The following is an 18,773-nucleotide window of genomic DNA, read 5'->3' on the forward strand; positions in this document are numbered from 1 at the left end:
GCCAAACCCTCCAGCCTCCGATCTACCCGTTGCCGAGCCTTGCCCGCGCGTACATGATGCCAGCCAACCGATGTCCCGCATCCCCGCCCCGCCAGTCGACCGACGACGCGACACGACCGGCGGCGCGGCGGCCGGGCAGCGCTCGACCGGGTTCCTGCTGCTCTATGCGCTGGCCAATGCCGGCGGGGTGATCGGCTATCTCCCGCTGCTGACCTTGTTGCTGGCGATCAAGGTCGAGACGCTGGCGGGCGAGGCGCGAGTCGACCTGCTGACCGCGACCGTGATCGCCGGAGCGATCGCGGCGAGCACCTCCAACATCCTGTTCGGCTGGTTGAGCGACCGATCGGTGGCGCGCGGCGGCGGCCGGCGGGGCTGGATGGTGGGCGGCCTGATCGCGACGATCGCTGCCTATGCGGCGATCGCGGTCGCGGACAGCCCCGCGACGATCATCGGCGCGATCGTGTTCTTCCAGGTCGCGCTCAACGCGGTGCTGGCGCCGCTGGTCGCGGTGATGGCGGACGAGATTCCCGATTCGCAGAAAAGCACTACCGGCGGTCTGTTGTCGCTTGGCTATCCGGTCGCGTCCGGCGTGCTCGCATTGGTCGTCGGCATTTCCGCGCTGGGGGAGACGAGCCGGCTGATGATCGTCATCGCGGTCGCCGCTATCTGCCTGACTCCGCTGATCCTGAGCCACGCGCGGCCGCTGCCGATCGTCGATCCGCCGCGCGCCGCGGTCGCAATGCGCCGCCATGACCTGGCGGTGGCATGGTGCGCGCGATTGCTCTTCCAGGTCGCGGGGTGCGTGCTTCAGCTCTATCTGCTCTATTATTTCGAAAGCATCGTGCCGGATGGGCCCAGGGACGAATTGGCGGCGCACGTCGGAAACCTGCTGACCCTCTCGTTCATCGCGCCGTTGCCGATCGCCTTGCTGTTCGGGCGGCTGTCCGACCGGCTCGACCGCCGCAAGCCGTTCCTGGTCGCCGCCGCTGTCGTCACCGCGGTCGGGCTCGCCGGCATGGCGGCAGCGCATAGCTGGACGGCGGGAGCGATCGGTTTTGCCTGCTATACGATCGGCTATAGCGTGTTCCTGCCGCTTCAGGTCGCCTTCTCGATGCAATTGCTGCCCGACCCGCGGCATCGCGGGCGCGATCTCGGCCTGTTCAACCTGACCAACACCTTACCCTCGTTGCTCGGCCCGTTGCTGACCTGGTGGCTGGCATCGCCACGCGATTTCGCCGCGGTCATGGCGATGCTGGCGGTGCTGGTCCTGTGCGCGGGGCTGGCGATGCTTGGCGTGCGGGGGAGGCGTTAAAGTCGGAGGCCGGCTGTTCTTTAGAAGCAGACCGCCGTCACCAGATCTAAGCGAACACCGCGTCGAGCCCATGCGCTTCCGGTCCCTCTTTCAGCCCGCGCAACTCGATGTAGACGGCGGTTGGAAGTGCCCCGGCGATCGTCGCGCTGATCGTCCCGCTGACCATCGTCGCACCCGCGACCAAGAGTGACATCGCGTTGCCGGCGCCGCTGACCATACCCGTTGCGCCCGCGATGCCGCCGACGATCGCCCCGAGGATCACGAGGCCGACCAGGAACGCGAACAAGATCAACAGCACGACGAAGACGTTCCAGCGCTCACCCTTGGTCAGGTCGGCACTGCGTCCCAAAGCGGCAAACACGCCTTCGCGCTCCGCGATCACGACAGGCGCCGCGACATACCACATGACTGCGAGGATGATGCCGGGAACGATCAACAGGATCGCCGCGAAACCGACCGCCAGACCGCTGACGATGCCCAATCCCAGCAGCGGCAGCAGTCGGCGAAGGGCCGTCGACAAGCACTCGCCGAACGTCGCCCGCTCGCCATGGCTCGAAGCGATCGTCGCTCGCACCAAGGCGCCTTGCGCCAACACCGTGAAGACCATGTTGAGCAGCGACGCGAGGATCACGACGCCGACATATTGACCCAGGCTGATCGAGCCCGCCGCAAGCTGTGGCGTGAGCGATTCCTGGAAATAGGAGATCACGCCCTGCGGCAGACCTCCGAACAGGAACGCGATGCCCAACATCACGAACAGATTGCCGAAAATCGCCCCGAAAGCGGTGTTGAGAATACGTCCGATCGACATGAAGCCCCCTTATGTCTCTGTCGCAAGCTGAACCCCGCGCTCATCGCTGTCCAGAACAACTTGGTTCAAAAGGAACTTTTAGCGGTTGCGTGCTTACCTGCATGGGGTAAGCAATGTGGAGTTCGGGTGCAGCCCAGTCTGCACCGTCGTAGCGCAGGGGTGGCGTTTGGCCGGGGGGAATACGCATGGTGCCGCGGCCGCTGCCGACCGCTTCACCGCGGCGCATGATGCGCTGCGCGCGGACCCGTCGGTCCAGTTCACGCTGGCCCCGCCGCCTCCGCCCCCGGCACCGCCGGCCTGGCTCAAGGGGCTCGCCCAATTCTTCGAATGGCTGGGGCACGTGCTCGCCCCGATCGGCCGCTTCTTCGCCTGGCTGACCAGCTTCATGCCGGCGGCGCCTTATGCGCGCATCCTGTTATGGGGCGTGATCGGCATCGCCGCGCTGGCGCTGATCTGGCTGATCGTCGAGCGACTCCGCTACGGCCAATGGCGCCTGCCCCGCCGCCGATCGCGCGCCGCGATGCCGGTCGCGATCGAGGAAGAGGAGCAATGGCAGCCCGACGCCGCGCAGGGCCGCGCCTGGCTCGACGAAGCCGATGCGCTCGCTGCCAAGGGTCTGTTCGCCGAAGCGGTCCACCACCTGCTGTTCCGCTCGATCGAGGATATTCGCCAGCGCCGGCCACAAGCCGTTCGCCCGGCACTGACCAGCCGCGAACTCGCCGCCGCGAGCGCGATCCCGAGCGGCGCGCGCGACTTGTTCGCGTCGATTGCCCGCCATGTCGAACACAGCCTGTTCGGCGGCCGCCCAGTCGACGCCGATGCCTGGCAAGCGGCGCGCGCCGCTTATGCCGACTTCGCTCTTCCCAAGATGTGGAAAGCATGAGCGACCTCGTCATCGGCCGCGGCAGCGACGATCGCGGCGCGTTCCGCCTGCGCACCGTGATCCTGTTGCTCGCGGTCGGCATCATCGGCTTCGTCGCCCTGCTGCTCGGCAATGCCTATGAGGCACCGGCCGATTCGACCAACGGATCGTCCGCGCACGCGCTGTCGAACGGCGCGACCGGCTATACCGGCATCGTCCGGCTGGCGCGTGCGATGGGCAAGGATACGCGGGTGATTCGCGACCCGTCGCAACTCGCCGCCAACGGCCTGTTGATCCTGACTCCGCCGCTGGGATCGACCCCGCTCGGCGACGTGTTGTTGCGGCGCGACGATTTACCGACCCTGGTCGTGCTGCCCAAATGGTCGACCGCGCCGCAGCGCCCCGCCGGCCGTCCCGGCTGGGTGATGCGCTGGGGCCTGATCGACAAAAAGGAACCGGAAGGCGTGCTCGCGCCCGACCGCAAATTCACCGTCTCGCGGATGACCAGCGGCGGGCGTCCGCTCCGCTCGGCCGGCTGGATGACGGAAGATTTCGGGTTCGAGGCACCGCGCCCGCTGCAGACGATCAGCGGCGCCGACCTCAAGCCGCTGCTGACCGACGATCAGGGCAATATCGTGCTGGGCGAAGTAGGCAGCAAATCGCTCTACGTCCTGGCCGACCCCGACATCCTGTCGAACATGGGGATGCGCAAGGAGAGCCAGGCGCGCGCCGCGCTCGCGCTGCTCGATGCGCTCAACCAGGACGCCGACCGCGATTTCGATTTCGACGTCACGCTGGCGGGGCTGGGCAAGGCCAAGAACCCGTTGCGGCTCGCCTTCGATCCGCCGTTCCTGGCGATGACCCTGGCGATCGTCGCGGCGATGCTGCTGGCCGGATGGCAGGCGTTCGCGCGGTTCGGTCCCGCGGTGCATCGCGAGCGCGCGATCGCGTTCGGCAAGACCGCGTTGGTCGACAATGCCGCCGCGCTGATCCGCAAGGCCGGGCGCCAGGCACGGCTCGGCGGGCGCTATGTCGAGGCGATCCGCGAGCGCGCGATCGTCGCGTTCGGCGTGCCGTCGCGGCTGCGCGGGCCGGCGATCGACGCCTATCTCGACAAGATTTCCGGGCGGTCGCGGTTCACAGACCTCGCCCAGGCCGTGGACGATGCGGACGACAAGGCAAGCCTCGTCGCCGCGGCGCGCGCGCTACACGATTGGCAGAAGGAGAAGGGCAAGTGACGGTCGAGGAAGTCCGCAATCTGGCGATGGCGATTCGCCAGGAAGTCGGCAAGGCCGTGGTCGGCCAGGAAGCGACCGTCGAGCTGATGCTCGTGGCGCTGTTCGCCGGCGGCCATATCCTGCTCGAAGGCCCGCCGGGCACCGCCAAGACGTTGCTCGCGCACAGCTTCGCGCGCGCGGTCGGGATCAAGTTCGGGCGCATCCAATTCACCCCCGATTTGATGCCGGGCGACATTATCGGCGCCAATCTGTTCAACTTCCAGACCTCGACCTTCACGCTGACGCGGGGGCCGATCTTCACCGACATGCTGCTCGCCGACGAGATCAACCGCACCCCGCCCAAGACCCAGGCGGCATTGCTCGAGGCGATGCAGGAGCGCACCGTCACGATCGACGGCGAGAGCCTGTCGCTGGGCGATCGCTTCATGGTGGTGGCGACGCAGAACCCGATCGAGCAGCAAGGCGTCTATCCGCTGCCCGAGGCGCAACTCGACCGCTTCCTGTTCAAGCAGACGGTCGACTATCCCTCGGCCGCCGAGGAGCGCAAGATCATCGCCACCCACGGCGCCAGGGCGACGGCGATGGAACCGGAAGGCTGGGGCGTCGAGCCGCGCGCCGACGCCGCCAAGATCGGCGAGGCGATCGCCGCGGTCGGTACCGTGCGGCTGGTCGACGAAGTGATCGACTATATCGCCGCTTTGATCCGCGGCACGCGCGACGTCGCCGATCTCGAAAGCGGCGCCTCCCCGCGCGCCGGCGCGATGCTGGCCGGCGCGGCGCGGGCGCGCGCAGCACTCGATGGCCGCGACTTCGTCATTCCCGACGACGTCAAGCAGCTGGCACCGGCGTTGCTCCGCCACCGCCTGATCCTGTCGCCCGCCGCCGAGATCGACGGCCGCATGGTCGAGGAAGTGGTGCATTCGATCATCGAGACGATCGAGGCGCCGCGGTGAAGATGGCTTCCGCCGGTTCCCCCAATCGTCATGCCGGGCTCGTCCCGGCATCCACCGGGCGGCAGGCCGATACGCTCGAGCTTCTTGTTTCGCGCTCGCGGCACCGTGGATGCCGGCACAAGGCCGGCATGACGGTTGGGAGCGAAGGCCACCGAGAACCGCGCTCCATTGGCGCGGCCGAGGGGAATCAGCTTTGATCTACCCTACGCGCTTCGCGGTGATGGCGGCGGCGGCGGGAGCCCCCGTCGCGCTGTTGATCGCCGTGTTGGCGCCGGACCATTGGTATGCCGGGCTGGCCTGGCCCGCGGCGATCCTGCTCGGCGCGCTGATCGACGCGATGCTCGCCTTGCCTGCCGGCCGTATCGCCGCGGGACTGACCCTGCCGCGCACCGCCAGCGTCGGCGAAACGGTCGACGCGGTGATCAGCGTCGAGGGACCGGCGCGTGGCGGGCCCGGCAATGTCCAGATCGCGATCGCCGCCGATCCGCTGGTGGCGCTGGAGGATGACGGCCGCGCCATTGTCCAGCTCGACCAGGGCAAGGGCGCGATCGCGCTGCCGGTCGCGACCCGCCGTCGCGGCACCGCGCATTTCGCGACTTTCTGGGTACGCTGGCGCGGCCCGCTCGCTCTGGTGTGGCGGCAGAAGCGGATGGCGAGCGAGGCGGCGCTCAAGATCCTGCCCGATATCCGCCCGGTCCGCGAACGCGGCGCGCGGATCTTTCAGCGCCACGCGCTACAGGGACTGATGACCCAGCTCGACCGCGGCGACGGTACCGATTTCGATGCCTTGGTCGAATTCCGCTCGGGCATGGATCGCCGCGCGATCGACTGGAAGCAATCGGCGCGGCACCAGAAGCTGCACGCCAAGGAATATCGCACCGAACGCAACAACCAGATCGTCTTCGCGATCGATTCAGGGCGCCAGATGTCCGAGCCCGTCGCCGGCATCCCGCGCGTCGACCGCGCGGTCGCGGCGATGCTGCTGACCGGTTGGGTCGCGCTCAAGCTCGGCGACCGCGTCGCACTCCATTCGTTCGATTCGCGCCCGCGCATCGCCAGCGGGCTGATCTCGGGCGCCTCGGCCTTTCCCGAGCTCCAGCACCTCGCCGCCGGGATCGATTATTCGGGCGAGGAGACCAATTACACCTATGCGCTGACCACGCTCGCCGCGCGGCTGACGCGGCGGTCGATGATCGTGATGTTCACCGAATTCACCGACCTGACCAGCGCCGACTTCATGATCCGCGCCGCCGCCCGGCTGGTCGAGACGCACCTGTTGCTGATCGTCGTGCTGCGCGACGAGGAACTCGAATCTTTGGTCGATCACGCCCCCGATACCGCCGACGATATCACCCGCGCGGTGACCGCGGCGGGATTGCTCAAGGACCGGCTGCTCGCGCTGACCCGGCTGCGCCACCTCGGCGCGCACGTGATCGAGAGCGACTATGACCGCGTCGCCGATCGCCTGGTCGAGGGCTATGTCGACCTCAAGCGGAGGAACCTGCTGTGACGGCCTATGTCGAAGCCCGCACGCCGCTGGTCAACGCGACGCGCTTCCGCGCGGTGCACGAGGCCGATTGGGATCAGCTCGACAAGATCCTGACCTTGATCGAAAAGCGCGGCGTCAAGGCAGTGCCCGATCAGCAATTGCTGGTCCTGCCCCTGCTCTATCGCGCCGCTCTGTCCTCGCTGTCGGTCGCGCGAGAAACCTCGCTCGACCGCGCGCTGATCACCTATCTCGAACAGCTCTGCACGCGCGCCTATTTCCAGATTTACGGCGTTCCGACCTCGCCGATGAAGCAACTCGCGCATTTCTTCGCGCGCGGCTGGCCAGAGGCGGTGCAGGCATTGTGGAAGGAGACATTGGTCTCGTTCCTGCTGACCGTCGCCGGCGCGGTAGTCGCCTATCTGATGATCACGCACGATCCGTCCTGGTATTATGCGATGATCCCCGACGGCATGGCGCAGGGCCGCGACCCGACCGCGAGCACCGAATTGCTCCGCCAGACCCTCTATGACGGCGGCAAGGACGCGCAACAGAGCGCGCTCGCCCTGTTCGCCTCGTTCCTGTTCACCCACAATGCGCAGATCGCGATCTTCTCGTTCGCCTTAGGGTTCATGTTCTGCGTGCCGACCGCGGGGTTGATCGTCTATAACGGCCTGATGCTGGGGGCGATGGTCGAGGTCTTCGCGTCGAAAGGACTGGGCTATGGTTTCATCGGCTGGCTGATGATCCACGGCACCACCGAATTGTTCGCGATCATCATCTCGGGCGCGGCTGGGTTCCGCATCGGGCTGGCCATCGCGTTTCCGGGCCGGCTGTCGCGCACCGATGCGGCGGTGGCGGCGGGACGGTCTGCGGCGACCGCGATGGGCGGCACGGTAGTCATGCTGGCGGTCGCCGGGTTGCTCGAAGGGATCGGACGCCAGACGATCACCAATGACGAATTGCGCTACGCGATCGGGCTGGTGATGCTGGCCGGCTGGCTGCTCTATTTCTACATGCCGAGGGGGAAACGCGATGGCGCGCCCGCCTAGCCGTACCTCGATCGCCGCACTCCGGCGCCGCTTCATCACGCCCGAGGGCGTCGACCTCAATATCGAGCTCGGCACAGCGAGTGCGCGCGCTGGCGCGTTCCTGCTCGACGGCGTGCTGATGCTGGGCGTGCTGATCCTCGCCACGATCGCGATCGGGCTGATGGCGTTCGCATCGCGATCGATCCTGATGGTCGGGCTGTGGATCGTCGGCTTCTTCATCCTGAGGAACGGCTGGTTCACCTTGTTCGAGATGGGCGCGCGCGGCGCGACGCCGGGCAAGAGGATCGTCGGGCTGCGCGTGGTGGCGCGCGACGGCGCGCGGCTGACGGGCGGCGCGGTGATCGCGCGCAACGCGATGCGCGAGATCGAGATATTCCTGCCTCTGTCCTATTTCTTCGCTTCGCTCGGCGCGATGTTCACGGGCGGCGATGTGCTGTTGCCGCTGCTCGCGCTCGCCTGGAGCATGATCTTCCTGTTCTTCCCACTGTTCAATCGCGACAGGCTGCGCGTCGGCGACCTGCTCGCCGGGACCTGGGTGGTGCACCGTGCGCGCGCGCAGCTCGGCCACGACCTCGCCGCGTCGGCGGCGCAAAGCACCCGCCCGCGCCGCGTGTTCAGCGACGCGCAGCTCGATCTCTACGGCATTTACGAGCTGCAGACGCTCGAAGAGGTGCTGCGCGGCGGCCATACCGACGCGATCGTCACCGTCGCGGCCGCGATCCGGCGCAAGGGCGACATGCCCGACGATGGCGATGATTACGGCTTCCTGTCGGACTATTACGCCGCGCTCTGCGGTCGGCTCGAGCGCGGCATGATGATCGGGCTCAGGCGCGAGGATAAATATTCGAAGGCGACGCGCGCGGCGTAAGCGCTTGCCCATCCCAATCGTCGTGCCGGGTGTAGGCCCCTCCCCTTCAGGGGAGGGGTTGGGGTGGGGCCTGTCCACGGGCGACAAGCTCGGTGAGACTGATACGCCCCACCCCCAACCCCTCCCCTGAAGGGGAGGGGCTAGAAGGTCTAATGATCCGCCCGCGCCTTCACGCCTCCGGCTTGCGCAACAGCCTGTCCCGCAACGCTTCGAGATTGACCCCGGCGATCGCGGCGGCGCGGTCCTTCGCCTTCAGGATGGCGGAGAGCTGGTTCAATATCTGGCAGGCATTGTCGAACCGCTGGAGCGCCTCGCCATGGCGTTGCAGTAGCGCCATGTCGCCGATCAGATCCCCGGCCACGTCATCCAGCATCCTTTGGACATGATCGAGCTCCTCGGCGACGCGTGCTTCGGGATCGGTGATGAGTTCGGCGGACCTGGCAGCCGGCACGTCCTCATCGAGGATATCGCGGCCGCCGCGAATCGCGGCCTGGATCTGATCGACTCGCGATTGCCCCTGACCGAAGATCGCCGCCGGCGCGCGGCGACCGGCAACCCATTCGTCGACCGACGCGGCGCCTTCGAACTGGATTCCGCAGCGCCCCTCCGCTCGCCAGGCCACGACACCGCGCATTTCGACCTCGAGACGCTGCAGGATGACCGACGCGCCGGGCTCGGGCAGCGCGTGACCGTCGACCATCGCGCCCTTTTCGGACAGATTACGGATCCTGACCGGCGCGGTCACGCCTCCCGAACGGATGGTCGCGGTCAGCAACAGGTTCTTGCGCGGCGCGCGAGCGCGAGCCGACGCGCCGGGATCGCCGGCCGCTCCGCCCTGATCCTGGTCACTCATGCCGATCGATTCCGTCGCGACCAGTCGGACGGCCCGCAATGGCAATCGGGCGCCTCAATATTCGCCATCTCCACCATATCCGTAGGTGCTACAGCAAAGTATGACGGTCGGCGATAGCGCGCACCCACTCCTATGGACAAGCTGTGCACAGCGCACGCGAACCCGCTATTTCGCCTCGGCCAGCAGGCCCCGCGCGGTCGGGCTGGTCCAGTCCATTCCGCCGATCATCCGCCACACTTCCTTGCCCGACGAATCGTAGAGGATCGTCGTCGGCAGGCTGGGATTGCCGAATGCGGCCGACATATGCAGATCCTTGTCGGTATAGGCCTTGACCGATTTGAGCCCGGCTTTGGCGAGATAGGGGTCGACCGCGGCCCTGCCGTCCAGATCCTGGCTGACCGTCACCACCTGCACCTTGCCCTCGCCCGCGACCTTGTCGAGCGTCGGCATCTCGGCCTTGCACGGCCCGCACCAGGTCGCCCACAGATTGAGCAGCACCGGCTTGCCGGCGAAACTGGCCAAGGTCAGCGCCTTGCCGTCGGGACCAATGAAGCCGGCATCGGGCGCGGCCTCTCCCTTATGGTCGCGGACCAGCTTGCCGATGACGTCGACACCCGTATCGGGCGCCGAGGGCGCGGGTGTCATGTTCGACGCTTCGTCGAGCGTCGGCAGCGCCGCGCTGTCGTTCGCTTGCCCCTTGGGAGTGGACGGCCTATCGCAGCCGCCGATCAAAGCGGTGGCCGCGAGGAGAAGAACGATAGAGCGCAAACAGACCTCGAACGCGATGTGGGGCGGTCGGTTCGCTGAGGGACCGGCGGCGGTGATGCGCGAGATAAATGCCTCGATACCGTTCGACAAGCGTTTGTGGCGTCAGGACATCGCCGGGTCGAAGGCGCATGTCGCGATGCTCGGCGCGCAAGGCATCTTGAAAGCCGACGATGTCGCGACGATCGCCAAGGGGCTCGACGCGGTTGCCGAGGATTATGCGCGCGACGGCGTGCCCGACGATCTCGCGCTCGAGGACATCCATATGCTGACCGAGGCGCGGCTGGCCGAGAAGGTCGGGCCGGTCGCCGGGCGGCTGCACACCGCGCGCTCGCGCAATGATCAGGTCGCGACCGATTTCCGGCTGTGGGTACGCGATGCGATCGATCAGGTCGCCGCCGCCCTGGGCGAATTGCAGGACGCGCTGATCGCCCGCGCCGAGGAGCATGCCGAGGCGGTGATGCCCGGCTTCACCCATCTCCAGTCGGCGCAGCCGGTGACGCTCGGTCATCATCTGATGGCCTATCACGACATGATCGCGCGCGACCGCAGCCGCTTCGCCGACAATCGCGCGCGGATGAACCGCTCTCCGCTCGGCGCCGCCGCGCTCGCCGGGACCAGCTTCCCGCTCGACCGCGATGCGACGGCAAAGGCGCTCGGGTTCGACGGCCCGACGACCAATTCGCTCGATTCGGTCAGCGACCGCGACTTCGCGCTCGATTATCTGATGGCGGCGACGCAATGCTCGCTGCATCTGAGCCGCCTGGCCGAGGAATTCGTGATCTGGGCGTCGCAGCCATTCGGCTTCGTCGCCATGTCCGACCAATGGTCGACCGGCAGCTCGATCATGCCGCAAAAGCGCAACCCCGACGCCGCCGAATTGGTGCGCGGCCATGCCGGGCGGATCATGGGCTGCATGACCGCTCTGTGCGTGACGATGAAGGGCCTGCCGCTGGCCTATTCGAAGGACATGCAGGACGACAAACCGCCGGTGTTCGAGGCGCACGATCTGCTGGCGCTGTCGATCGCGGCGATGACCGGCATGGTCGAGAGCGCGACGTTCCGCACTGATCGCATGCGCGGCCTCGCCGAATCGGGCTTCGCCACCGCGACCGATCTCGCCGACTGGCTGGTGCGCGAAGCAGGCCTGCCGTTCCGCGAGGCGCACCACGTCACCGGCCGCGCGGTCAAGGCGGCGGAAGAGGCGCATGTCGCGCTCGATCAATTACCGATCGAAACGCTGAAAGCGATCGATGCGCGAATCGACGAACGCGTCTATGATGTGCTGAGTGTCGATGCGTCGGTCGCGAGCCGCACCAGTGCTGGCGGCACCGCGCCGATACGGGTACGGGAGGCCATCGCGGCCGCGAAAGCGGTACGCGCAAACGAGGGCGCGGCGGCAAAGGCGGCGCGCACGGGAGAAAAGACGTGAAACGGTTTGTCATCCTCGGCCTGGTTCTCGCGCTGTCGGCATGTGGTGCCGCGCGCGATTTGAAACCGGTCGCGGGCAAGGCGTTGCCGGTCGCACCTTATGGCGCCACCGCCACTCCGACGCCGAACCAGCTCCTCACCGCCTCGATCCAGGCGCGCCCCGCCCGCAGCGACGATTTGCTGACCAGTTCGCAGGAGCGCCAGGGCAACGAATTCGATCTCCCCCCCGCCAACTGAGTTTTCATGGACGATTTCAACCTGAAGAACGGCGAGCTCTACGCCGAAGACGTCCCCATGGCGCGCATCGCCGCCGAGGTGGGGACTCCCGTCTATATCTATTCGCGCCGCACCTTCGAGCGGCACGCGCATGCGTTTCGCGACGGCCTGAAAAACCTGCCGCGGGTCCATCTGGCTTATGCGATCAAGGCCAATCCCAATCTCGCGGTGCTCCGCGTGATGGCCAATGCCGGTTATGGCGCCGACGTCGTATCGGGCGGCGAGCTCGAACGTGCACTGGCTGCCGGCGTGCCAGCGCGGGATATCGTCTTCTCGGGCGTGGGCAAGACCCGCGGCGAGCTGGCGCAGGGGCTTGACCGCGGCATTGGTCAGTTCAACCTCGAGCTCGAAGCCGAAGGCGTCGCTTTGTCGGAAATCGCCGCCGCGCGCGGAATCAAGGCGCCATGCGTGCTGCGGGTCAATCCCGATGTCGATGCCGGGACGCACGCCAAGATCTCGACCGGCAAGGCGGACAACAAGTTCGGCGTCGCGATCGCCGACGCGCCCGCTATCTATGATCGGCTGTCGAAGCTTCCCGGCCTCGAATTGCGCGGTGTCGCCTCGCATATCGGCAGCCAATTGCTCAGCGTCGCGCCCATGGAAGCGACCTATCGCCGGATCGGCCAGCTCGTCGCCGATCTGCGCGCCGCCGGCCACCGCATCGATCGCGTCGACCTGGGCGGCGGCCTGGGCGTCGCCTATCGCGCCGAGGACAAGCCTGAGAGCCCCGCCGCTTATGGCGAAATGGTCGCGCGCGTCACCCGCGACTGGGACGTCGAACTGATGTTCGAGCCGGGCCGGGTCATCGCCGGCAATGCCGGGGTGCTGCTGACCCAAGTGATCTGGGTGAAACCCTCGCCCACCAATCCCTGGGTGATCGTCGACGCCGCGATGAACGACCTCGCACGGCCGGCGCTGTACGATGCCTGGCACGATTTCGTCGCGGTGAAGCCGAGCGGCGCGCGGTTCGTCGCCAATATCGCCGGCCCGGTGTGCGAAAGCGGCGACACCTTCGCCAAGGCGCGCGACATCGACAAGGTGAAGGAAGGCGACCTCGCCATCTTCCGTACTGCCGGCGCCTATGGCGCGACGATGGCATCGACCTATAACAGCCGCGCCCTGGTGCCCGAAGTGATGGTCGATGGCGACCGCTACGCCGTGGTCGCCGAACGCATCCCGGCCTATCGCGTGATGTCGGAGGAACATGTTCCCGACTGGCTCGGGACGGTTGCCGCGTGACCTTGCACAGCCTGCCGGTCTTCCTCCGGCTGGCGGGGCGGCCGGTGATGCTGATCGGCGAGGGCGACAGCGCGGACGCCAAACGCCGCCTGCTCGACCGCGCGGGCGCGACGATCGTCGGCGAAAAAGATGACGCGGCGCTGGCGATCGTGGCGCTCGAGGACCCCGACGCGACGGTCGCGCGGCTCAAGGCGCGCGGCGTGTTGGTCAATGCGGTCGATCGCCCCGATCTGTGCGACTTCACCTTGCCCGCGATCGTCGATCGCTCGCCGGTGATCGTCGCGATCGGCACGGGCGGGGCGTCGGCGGGGCTGGCAGCGGCGCTGCGTCAGCGGCTCGAATCACTGCTGCCGACGACGCTGGGTGGACTCGCCGACGCGCTGTATGCGGTTCGCGCGCGGCTCAAGGCGTCGCTCCCCGATATGGATGCCCGCCGCCGCGCCTTGGCGCAGGCGCTGAGCGAAGGCGGTGTGCTCGATCCGCTGGTCGCCGATGCGGCCAGCGTCGATGCGTGGCACGGCGACGCATCGTGCCCGCGCGCAATCGAGGCGATCCGCCTCTCCTCGCCCGACCCCGATGACCTCACGCTCCACCAGGCGAGATTGCTCGCCCGGGCCGACCGCATCGTTCATACGCCCGACGTGCCGCCCGCGATCCTCGACCGCGCGCGCGCCGATGCGCCGCGGATCGTTGCGGTTGCGGCGCCCGTTGATATGGCAGAAGGACTGACCGTGTATCTGGAGATGGCGCAATGAGCGGTTTCGCCTATCATGTCGACGAAAGCGGCAAGTCGACGCGGTGCGAGATCAAGCAGGCGCTCGATATCGAGCACGGCTTCGTCTGGGTCCATCTGACGACCAACAACGAGCACGCCCAGGCCTGGCTGCGGGACATCGCCAAGCTCGACGATTATCTGGTCGATGCGCTGACCGCGACCGAGACGCGTCCGCGCTGTGAGCAGTTTGGCGACGGCGCACTGCTCAATTTGCGCGGGCGATCCGAGGATGAATTGGTCTCGTCCGACCCGCTCGCCTCGGTCCGCATCTGGGCGCTCGGCGGGCGCGTCATCTCGGTCACGCGCAAGACATTGAACGCGATCAAGCTGGTCGAACAATGCGTCGAGGCCGGCCAGGTGCGCGATCCCGGCGACCTGATCACCGAATTCGCCACCGCGATCACCAGCGACCTCGACCCCGATGTCGCGCAATTGGGCGACGATCTCGACGAATGCGAGAGCTCGCTCGACAATGAAAAGATCTTCGAGTTGCGCCGCACCGTCACCCGGGTTCGCGTCCAGTCGATCGGCTATCGCCGTTTCCTCGCGCCGCAGCGCACGGCGATCGAAAAGCTCAGCACGCTCCAGGTCGGCTGGCTGGGCGACGACGATCGCCTGCATCTGTCGGCCGCCGCCGACCGCGCGGCGCGCATGGCCGAGGAACTGGAGAGCATCCGCGAACGCTCGGCGCTGACGCATGAAGCGCTGACCGATCTGCGCGCCGAACAGATCGACCAGCGCGCGCTGATCATCTCGATCGTCGCGATGATCTTCCTGCCGCTGACGTTCCTGACCGGGTTGTACGGGATGAACGTCAAGGGGCTGTGGCTCGCCGACAAATCATGGGCATTCGATGCGATCGTCGGGATCTGCGTGCTGACCGCGGTGAGCGTGACAAGCTATTTTGTCCGGCGGCATTGGCTGCGGGGTTGAGGCGCGACGGAGACGGGACATGGTCGCAGAGATGAGAAGCCAGCTGGAGGAATTTCCGCGTTTTCGGCTGCTCGACGGCCCGACGCCGATCCAGCGGCTGGCTCGCCTGGAGCAAGTGCTCGGCACGGCAACGGGCGGGGCTCGTTTGTGGGTCAAGCGCGACGACGTCATGGGCGTCGGCGGTGGCGGCAACAAGCTGCGCAAGTTGGAATTCCTGATCGGCGAGGCGATCGCCCAGGGCTGCGACACGTTCATCACCACCGGCGGCTTGCAATCGAACCACGCACGGCAAAGCGCGGCCGCGGCGGCACGCGCCGGCCTCGCCTGCGAATTGATGCTGAGTGATGTCGTGCCGCGCCATGACGAAGCCTATCGGACGAACGGTAATCTGCTGCTCGACGATCTGTTCGGTGCGGCTGTGCGTCGGCTGCCGGGCGAGGTGGATGCGCTGAGGACCGCGCAGGCGCGCGCCGAAGAACTCGCACGCGACGGGCGCAAGGCCTATGTCGTCGGCAGTGGCGGGTCCTCGCCGCTCGGATGTCTGGGCTATGCAGTCTGCGCAGCGGAAATCCTCGAGGAAGAACAAGCCGCCGGCCGCCGCTTCGCGGCGATCGTCGTGCCGAACGGAAGTTCCGGCACCCATGCCGGCCTCGCGGCGGGGCTGAGCGCCGCGGGCGACGACCCGCGCCGCATCCTGTCCTTCACCGTCCTGGCGCCGCTCGACAAGGCCATGGACGAGACCCGCCGCCTCGCCTCCGCGGCGCTCAGCCTGATCGCGCCGGACCGGGATCTCGCCGACGACGCGATCCGCATCGACGCGTCACAGCGCGGTGAAGCCTATGGCATACCGACCGACGCAATGGTCGACGCGCTGCGGATCATGGCGCGCAGCGAGGGCATGCTGCTCGATCCCGTCTATAGCGGCAAGGCGTTCGCCGGCGTGCTCGACGGCATGCGCACAGGTGCGTGGCAGGACCGCGACGTGCTGTTCGTGATGACCGGCGGCACCCCCGGTCTGTTCGCCTATCGGGATGCTATCGCGAGTGACGACTGATCCAGTGGTACGCCGACATCGGGTTGCGGAATTGAGTCCAATTCCTCCCCAGCTGCGGGGGGCTCGCCTTCTAGCCCTCTCCCGCTTGCGGGAGAGGGAGGGGCCCGCCGCGAAGCGGTGGGAGGGTGAGGGTCTTCTTTCTTCTTCTGTCTCGGCACACGCCTGGAAGAAGGAAGAAGACCCTCACCCAACCCTCTCCCGCAGGCGGGAGAGGGCTAATGCCTATCCGCTCGTTACGCCCGCAGCCGCTCGACCTCGTCGTGCAGCGCCTCGAGCGAGACGATCAGCCGTTGGCGGTCGGCGCGGATGTCGGCGAGTTCGGCGCGGGCTTCGCCCAATTCCATCGCGCGCGCGGCGATCCGCGCATCGAGCGCGGCATTCGATCTTTTGAGGTCAGTAACACGGCGAGCGCGCGCAAGCGTGCGTTCGATCCGGGCGTGCAGCACGTCGAAATCGAACGGTTTGGCGACATGATCGTCGGCGCCGGCGGCGAGCGCCTGGACCGCCGCTGCGGGATCGCTGCGTCCGGTGACGACGATGACCGGCAAATCGACGGTTTCGAGGCGCGAGCGCAATTCGGTCAGCACCTGGAGTCCGCTCATCCCCGGCATCACCAGGTCGAGCAGGACGAGATCGAAGCCCCTTACGGCGATCAGGTCGAGCGCTTCCTCGCCACTATCGGCGAGCGCGGTCAGATAACCGAAATGCGTCAGCCGCTTGCCGATGACATTGAGATTGGTGCGGCTGTCGTCGACCACCAGGATCGTGCGTACGGGTCGGTGAAGTTCGGCCATCGGGTCCTTCCTTTGATCGCGACCCTAAGCTGGCGCCGGTCACGAAAGGGTTAATGGCGCGGCAACCAACTTGCCGGAGGGAGTATCAAGCTCGGCGGGCCTGAGCCCAGGCCTGGGCGATTTCCTCGAGGTTCGATGCGACTTCGAGGAACGGCTGCGCGTCGTGTCCCACGCTGGCATCGACGATCGCGTTGCGCGCGCCGCGATAGAGCCGCGCGAGCGTGTGCGAGACCTCGCCGCCCTTGTCGAAATCCAGCCCCGCCTCGAGCGCGAACAGGATCGCGGTAGCGCGCGTGATCTTCTCACCCTTCAGCGCGTAGTTCTGGTTTTCGGTGGCATGCGCGGCGACGCGGAGCGCGCGGACCAATTCCTCGTAGAGCAACTGGACCAGCGCTGGTCCGTCCGCTTCGCCGGTGCGGCCGACCAGGTCGATCTGGCGATAGGTCGCTTCGGGATCGCCGCGTAGCGCGGTTGCATAGCCGGCCATCAATTGTCGCCTTTCGCCCAGGCGTCGATCTGGCTCTTGAGGAACGCCTGGGTCGATTTATAGGCCGCGACCTTGGCGTTCATGCTGGCGAATTGCTGGGTCAGCCGGGTCTTCATCTGGTCCGACTGGTCGGACAGATCGTCCTTGGCCTTCGACACGTCCGACTGCTGCTGGGTATAGCGCGTCAGCGAGGCGCCGAGGCCGTACAGTGTGCTGGTCGAGGTCAGCGAAATGCCGTTCATCGCCGCGGTGATGCCGTCCGAGCTCGACGTCGAGAACGAGAACATCGCCTCGACCGACGCCGGATAATTGTTGAGCGCGTTGGTCACCGCCGCGTCGTCGACCGACAAGGTGCCGTCGCGGTTGGTCTTGATGCCGATCTCGCCCAGGGTTGTCGGCGTTCCGGCGGCCGCACCGGTAAGCAGCGAACGCGTCGTCAGCGAACGCAGCGAATTGATCAGCCCGCGTGCCGCGGTATCGCTCTTGAGCGGCCCGTTCTGCGGGTCGATCTGGGTGTTGATCGTGTTCAGCACCTCATTGTAGCTGTCGACGAAGTCGGAAATCGCCTGTTTGAGCCCACTGGTCGGCGAGCTCGCGGTCAGCGACACCGCGACCGGGCTGGTGCCGGTCAGCTGCAGCTTCACCCCGTTGATCAGGTCGGTGACGGTGTTCGACGCGCGCTCGACCGACACGCCGTCGACGGTCAGCTTGGCGTTCTGCGCGACCGAGGACATCTTGGTGCCCGTCGCGCCGACGCCGACATTGAACTGGGCGAGGTTGCCGGTTGGATCGGTGGTCGCGGCTAGAGTGAAGGCCTGTGCCGTGCCGGTCACGCCCTTGAGCGAGAGATAGGCCTTGCCGTCGACATCGGTGACGACCGAGGCGGTCACACCGGCCTTCTTGGCGTTGATCGCGGCGGCGATGCCGTCGAGGCTCGAATCGGTCAGGTCGATCGTGACCGGCGTGCCGGCGCCGGCGGTGAAGCCGGTCATCTGGCTGCCGTCAGCCGAATAGGTCGCGCTGCCCAAGGTCAGCGTGAGTTGGCCCGATCCGATCACCGCGGTGCGGTCGGCGACCGCGACCTGGGTCGTCGCGACTTGCGCGCTGGCGAGCTGGCTGACGGTGATCGAGGAAGTCAGGCCGTTCAGCGCCGCGCCGGTCTGGGCGCTGGCGGTCAGCACATTGTTGTTCGAGCTTTGCGGCTGCGACTGCAAGGTACCGTTGGTGGTCAGCGTCTTGAGCGCGGTGGCGAATTGCTGGATCGTGCTCTTGAGCGTCGAGACGCCCGAAATCTGCGCGGTCAGCGCGTCGGCCTGAGCAGTCAGCGCGTCGGTCTTGGTGGCGAATTGCGCCTGGACCAAAGAGGTGACGAGCGAGGCGGTATCGACGCCCGATCCGGTCGACAGCGAATTGAACAGCGCCTGCGCGGCCGAACCCATCACGCTCGACGCCGATGGGCTCGGCGTAGGACTCGGGGTCGGGGTGCTCGTCGTCGAGCTGGTCGTCACCATGATCGTTACTCCGCGCGCGTCAGATCATATAACGACCGGGCCGGAACGAAATTTAGGGTCGTTTTTTCAGCTT

The 18,773-nt window shown here is 67.0% G+C and carries 19 protein-coding genes; 13 read left to right on the plus strand and 6 right to left on the minus strand.

The annotated features are described in order from the left end of the window. Nucleotides 1–70: 70 nt before the first annotated feature. Nucleotides 71–1,312 (plus strand): MFS transporter, encoded by a 1,242-nt coding sequence (locus tag AC1DRD_RS17835; RefSeq protein WP_478042398.1) that lies wholly within the window; start codon nt 71–73, stop codon nt 1,310–1,312. A 46-nt stretch (nt 1,313–1,358) separates the two neighbouring features. Here the strand turns inward: AC1DRD_RS17835 and AC1DRD_RS17840 are convergent, their stop codons facing one another. Beyond that, nucleotides 1,359–2,123, minus strand: a complete 765-nt coding sequence (locus AC1DRD_RS17840; protein WP_478032907.1) for a hypothetical protein — start codon at nt 2,121–2,123, stop codon at nt 1,359–1,361. Between the two features lie 166 nt (nt 2,124–2,289). Between AC1DRD_RS17840 and AC1DRD_RS17845 the strand changes: the two genes are divergently transcribed. From AC1DRD_RS17845 to AC1DRD_RS17870, 6 genes are all read left to right on the plus strand, one after another. Next, nucleotides 2,290–3,006, plus strand: coding sequence for a DUF4129 domain-containing protein (locus AC1DRD_RS17845; protein WP_478042399.1), 717 nt, complete (start codon nt 2,290–2,292; stop codon nt 3,004–3,006). Next, nucleotides 3,003–4,223: a hypothetical protein gene (locus AC1DRD_RS17850; RefSeq protein WP_478042400.1), complete on the plus strand. Its 1,221-nt coding sequence runs from the start codon at nt 3,003–3,005 to the stop codon at nt 4,221–4,223. Before AC1DRD_RS17845 ends, AC1DRD_RS17850 begins: the two co-directional genes overlap by 4 nt. Next, on the plus strand, nt 4,220–5,176 hold the full coding sequence (locus AC1DRD_RS17855; RefSeq protein WP_478042402.1) for an AAA family ATPase: 957 nt from the start codon (nt 4,220–4,222) through the stop codon (nt 5,174–5,176). The genes AC1DRD_RS17850 and AC1DRD_RS17855 overlap by 4 nt, the downstream gene beginning before the upstream one ends. Before the next feature lie 193 nt (nt 5,177–5,369). Further along, complete coding sequence (locus tag AC1DRD_RS17860; protein WP_478032913.1) at nt 5,370–6,686, plus strand: DUF58 domain-containing protein; 1,317 nt, start codon at nt 5,370–5,372, stop codon at nt 6,684–6,686. Further along, the gene (locus AC1DRD_RS17865) at nt 6,683–7,714 is read left to right on the plus strand and encodes a stage II sporulation protein M (RefSeq protein WP_478042403.1); all 1,032 of its coding nucleotides are present in this window, start codon (nt 6,683–6,685) and stop codon (nt 7,712–7,714) included. The genes AC1DRD_RS17860 and AC1DRD_RS17865 overlap by 4 nt, the downstream gene beginning before the upstream one ends. Beyond that, a complete protein-coding gene (locus tag AC1DRD_RS17870; RefSeq protein ID WP_478032915.1) occupies nt 7,698–8,582 on the plus strand; it encodes an RDD family protein in 885 nt (294 codons plus the stop codon). The genes AC1DRD_RS17865 and AC1DRD_RS17870 overlap by 17 nt, the downstream gene beginning before the upstream one ends. 169 nt (nt 8,583–8,751) lie before the next feature. Here AC1DRD_RS17870 and AC1DRD_RS17875 read toward each other — a convergent pair whose 3' ends face one another. Then, the gene (locus tag AC1DRD_RS17875) at nt 8,752–9,435 is read right to left on the minus strand and encodes a PilZ domain-containing protein (protein WP_478042405.1); all 684 of its coding nucleotides are present in this window, start codon (nt 9,433–9,435) and stop codon (nt 8,752–8,754) included. A 165-nt stretch (nt 9,436–9,600) separates the two neighbouring features. Continuing rightward, nucleotides 9,601–10,080: a TlpA family protein disulfide reductase gene (locus tag AC1DRD_RS17880; RefSeq protein ID WP_478042406.1), complete on the minus strand. Its 480-nt coding sequence runs from the start codon at nt 10,078–10,080 to the stop codon at nt 9,601–9,603. Nucleotides 10,081–10,219: 139 nt separating this feature from the next. Between AC1DRD_RS17880 and argH the strand changes: the two genes are divergently transcribed. The 6 genes from argH to AC1DRD_RS17910 are packed head-to-tail and all read left to right on the plus strand — an operon-like array spanning nt 10,220 to nt 15,908. After that, nucleotides 10,220–11,632 (plus strand): argininosuccinate lyase, encoded by a 1,413-nt coding sequence (gene argH / locus AC1DRD_RS17885; protein ID WP_478042479.1) that lies wholly within the window; start codon nt 10,220–10,222, stop codon nt 11,630–11,632. Then, a complete protein-coding gene (locus tag AC1DRD_RS17890) occupies nt 11,629–11,868 on the plus strand; it encodes a hypothetical protein (protein WP_478032921.1) in 240 nt (79 codons plus the stop codon). The genes argH and AC1DRD_RS17890 overlap by 4 nt, the downstream gene beginning before the upstream one ends. Nucleotides 11,869–11,874: 6 nt before the next feature. Next, nucleotides 11,875–13,146, plus strand: coding sequence for a diaminopimelate decarboxylase (lysA, locus tag AC1DRD_RS17895; protein ID WP_478042408.1), 1,272 nt, complete (start codon nt 11,875–11,877; stop codon nt 13,144–13,146). Beyond that, nucleotides 13,143–13,901: a precorrin-2 dehydrogenase/sirohydrochlorin ferrochelatase family protein gene (locus AC1DRD_RS17900; protein WP_478042409.1), complete on the plus strand. Its 759-nt coding sequence runs from the start codon at nt 13,143–13,145 to the stop codon at nt 13,899–13,901. The genes lysA and AC1DRD_RS17900 overlap by 4 nt, the downstream gene beginning before the upstream one ends. Then, nucleotides 13,898–14,854, plus strand: coding sequence for a CorA family divalent cation transporter (locus AC1DRD_RS17905; RefSeq protein WP_478032926.1), 957 nt, complete (start codon nt 13,898–13,900; stop codon nt 14,852–14,854). Before AC1DRD_RS17900 ends, AC1DRD_RS17905 begins: the two co-directional genes overlap by 4 nt. A 19-nt stretch (nt 14,855–14,873) precedes the next feature. Then, the gene (locus AC1DRD_RS17910) at nt 14,874–15,908 is read left to right on the plus strand and encodes a D-cysteine desulfhydrase family protein (protein ID WP_478042411.1); all 1,035 of its coding nucleotides are present in this window, start codon (nt 14,874–14,876) and stop codon (nt 15,906–15,908) included. Between the two features lie 233 nt (nt 15,909–16,141). On the opposite strand, the gene AC1DRD_RS17915 is transcribed toward AC1DRD_RS17910, so the two are convergent. The 3 genes from AC1DRD_RS17915 to fliD all read right to left on the minus strand — a co-directional run bounded on the left by AC1DRD_RS17915 (nt 16,142) and on the right by fliD (nt 18,700). Then, on the minus strand, nt 16,142–16,702 hold the full coding sequence (locus AC1DRD_RS17915) for a response regulator (RefSeq protein WP_478042413.1): 561 nt from the start codon (nt 16,700–16,702) through the stop codon (nt 16,142–16,144). Between the two features lie 85 nt (nt 16,703–16,787). Further along, nucleotides 16,788–17,189 (minus strand): flagellar export chaperone FliS, encoded by a 402-nt coding sequence (gene fliS, locus AC1DRD_RS17920; protein WP_478032931.1) that lies wholly within the window; start codon nt 17,187–17,189, stop codon nt 16,788–16,790. Next, nucleotides 17,189–18,700 carry a flagellar filament capping protein FliD gene (gene fliD, locus AC1DRD_RS17925; RefSeq protein WP_478042414.1) on the minus strand — a complete coding sequence of 504 codons (1,512 nt, stop codon included), beginning with the start codon at nt 18,698–18,700 and terminating at the stop codon, nt 17,189–17,191. The genes fliS and fliD overlap by 1 nt, the downstream gene beginning before the upstream one ends. Nucleotides 18,701–18,773 lie beyond the last annotated feature (73 nt).

The sequence above is a fragment of the Sphingomonas sp. P4_G2 genome, assembly GCF_056401155.1.

Excerpts from the sequence above, each read along its gene's own strand:
- AC1DRD_RS17835 (WP_478042398.1), top strand. The coding sequence starts at position 71 with ATGTCCCGCATCCCCGCCCCGCCAGTCGACCGACGACGCGACACGACC.
- AC1DRD_RS17840 (WP_478032907.1), bottom strand. The coding sequence starts at position 2,123 with ATGTCGATCGGACGTATTCTCAACACCGCTTTCGGGGCGATTTTCGGC.
- AC1DRD_RS17850 (WP_478042400.1), top strand. The coding sequence starts at position 3,003 with ATGAGCGACCTCGTCATCGGCCGCGGCAGCGACGATCGCGGCGCGTTC.
- AC1DRD_RS17870 (WP_478032915.1), top strand. The coding sequence starts at position 7,698 with ATGGCGCGCCCGCCTAGCCGTACCTCGATCGCCGCACTCCGGCGCCGC.
- AC1DRD_RS17875 (WP_478042405.1), bottom strand. The coding sequence starts at position 9,435 with ATGAGTGACCAGGATCAGGGCGGAGCGGCCGGCGATCCCGGCGCGTCG.
- AC1DRD_RS17880 (WP_478042406.1), bottom strand. The coding sequence starts at position 10,080 with ATGACACCCGCGCCCTCGGCGCCCGATACGGGTGTCGACGTCATCGGC.
- argH (WP_478042479.1), top strand. The coding sequence starts at position 10,220 with ATGTGGGGCGGTCGGTTCGCTGAGGGACCGGCGGCGGTGATGCGCGAG.
- lysA (WP_478042408.1), top strand. The coding sequence starts at position 11,875 with ATGGACGATTTCAACCTGAAGAACGGCGAGCTCTACGCCGAAGACGTC.
- AC1DRD_RS17905 (WP_478032926.1), top strand. The coding sequence starts at position 13,898 with ATGAGCGGTTTCGCCTATCATGTCGACGAAAGCGGCAAGTCGACGCGG.
- AC1DRD_RS17910 (WP_478042411.1), top strand. The coding sequence starts at position 14,874 with ATGGTCGCAGAGATGAGAAGCCAGCTGGAGGAATTTCCGCGTTTTCGG.
- AC1DRD_RS17915 (WP_478042413.1), bottom strand. The coding sequence starts at position 16,702 with ATGGCCGAACTTCACCGACCCGTACGCACGATCCTGGTGGTCGACGAC.
- fliS (WP_478032931.1), bottom strand. The coding sequence starts at position 17,189 with ATGGCCGGCTATGCAACCGCGCTACGCGGCGATCCCGAAGCGACCTAT.
- fliD (WP_478042414.1), bottom strand. The coding sequence starts at position 18,700 with ATGGTGACGACCAGCTCGACGACGAGCACCCCGACCCCGAGTCCTACG.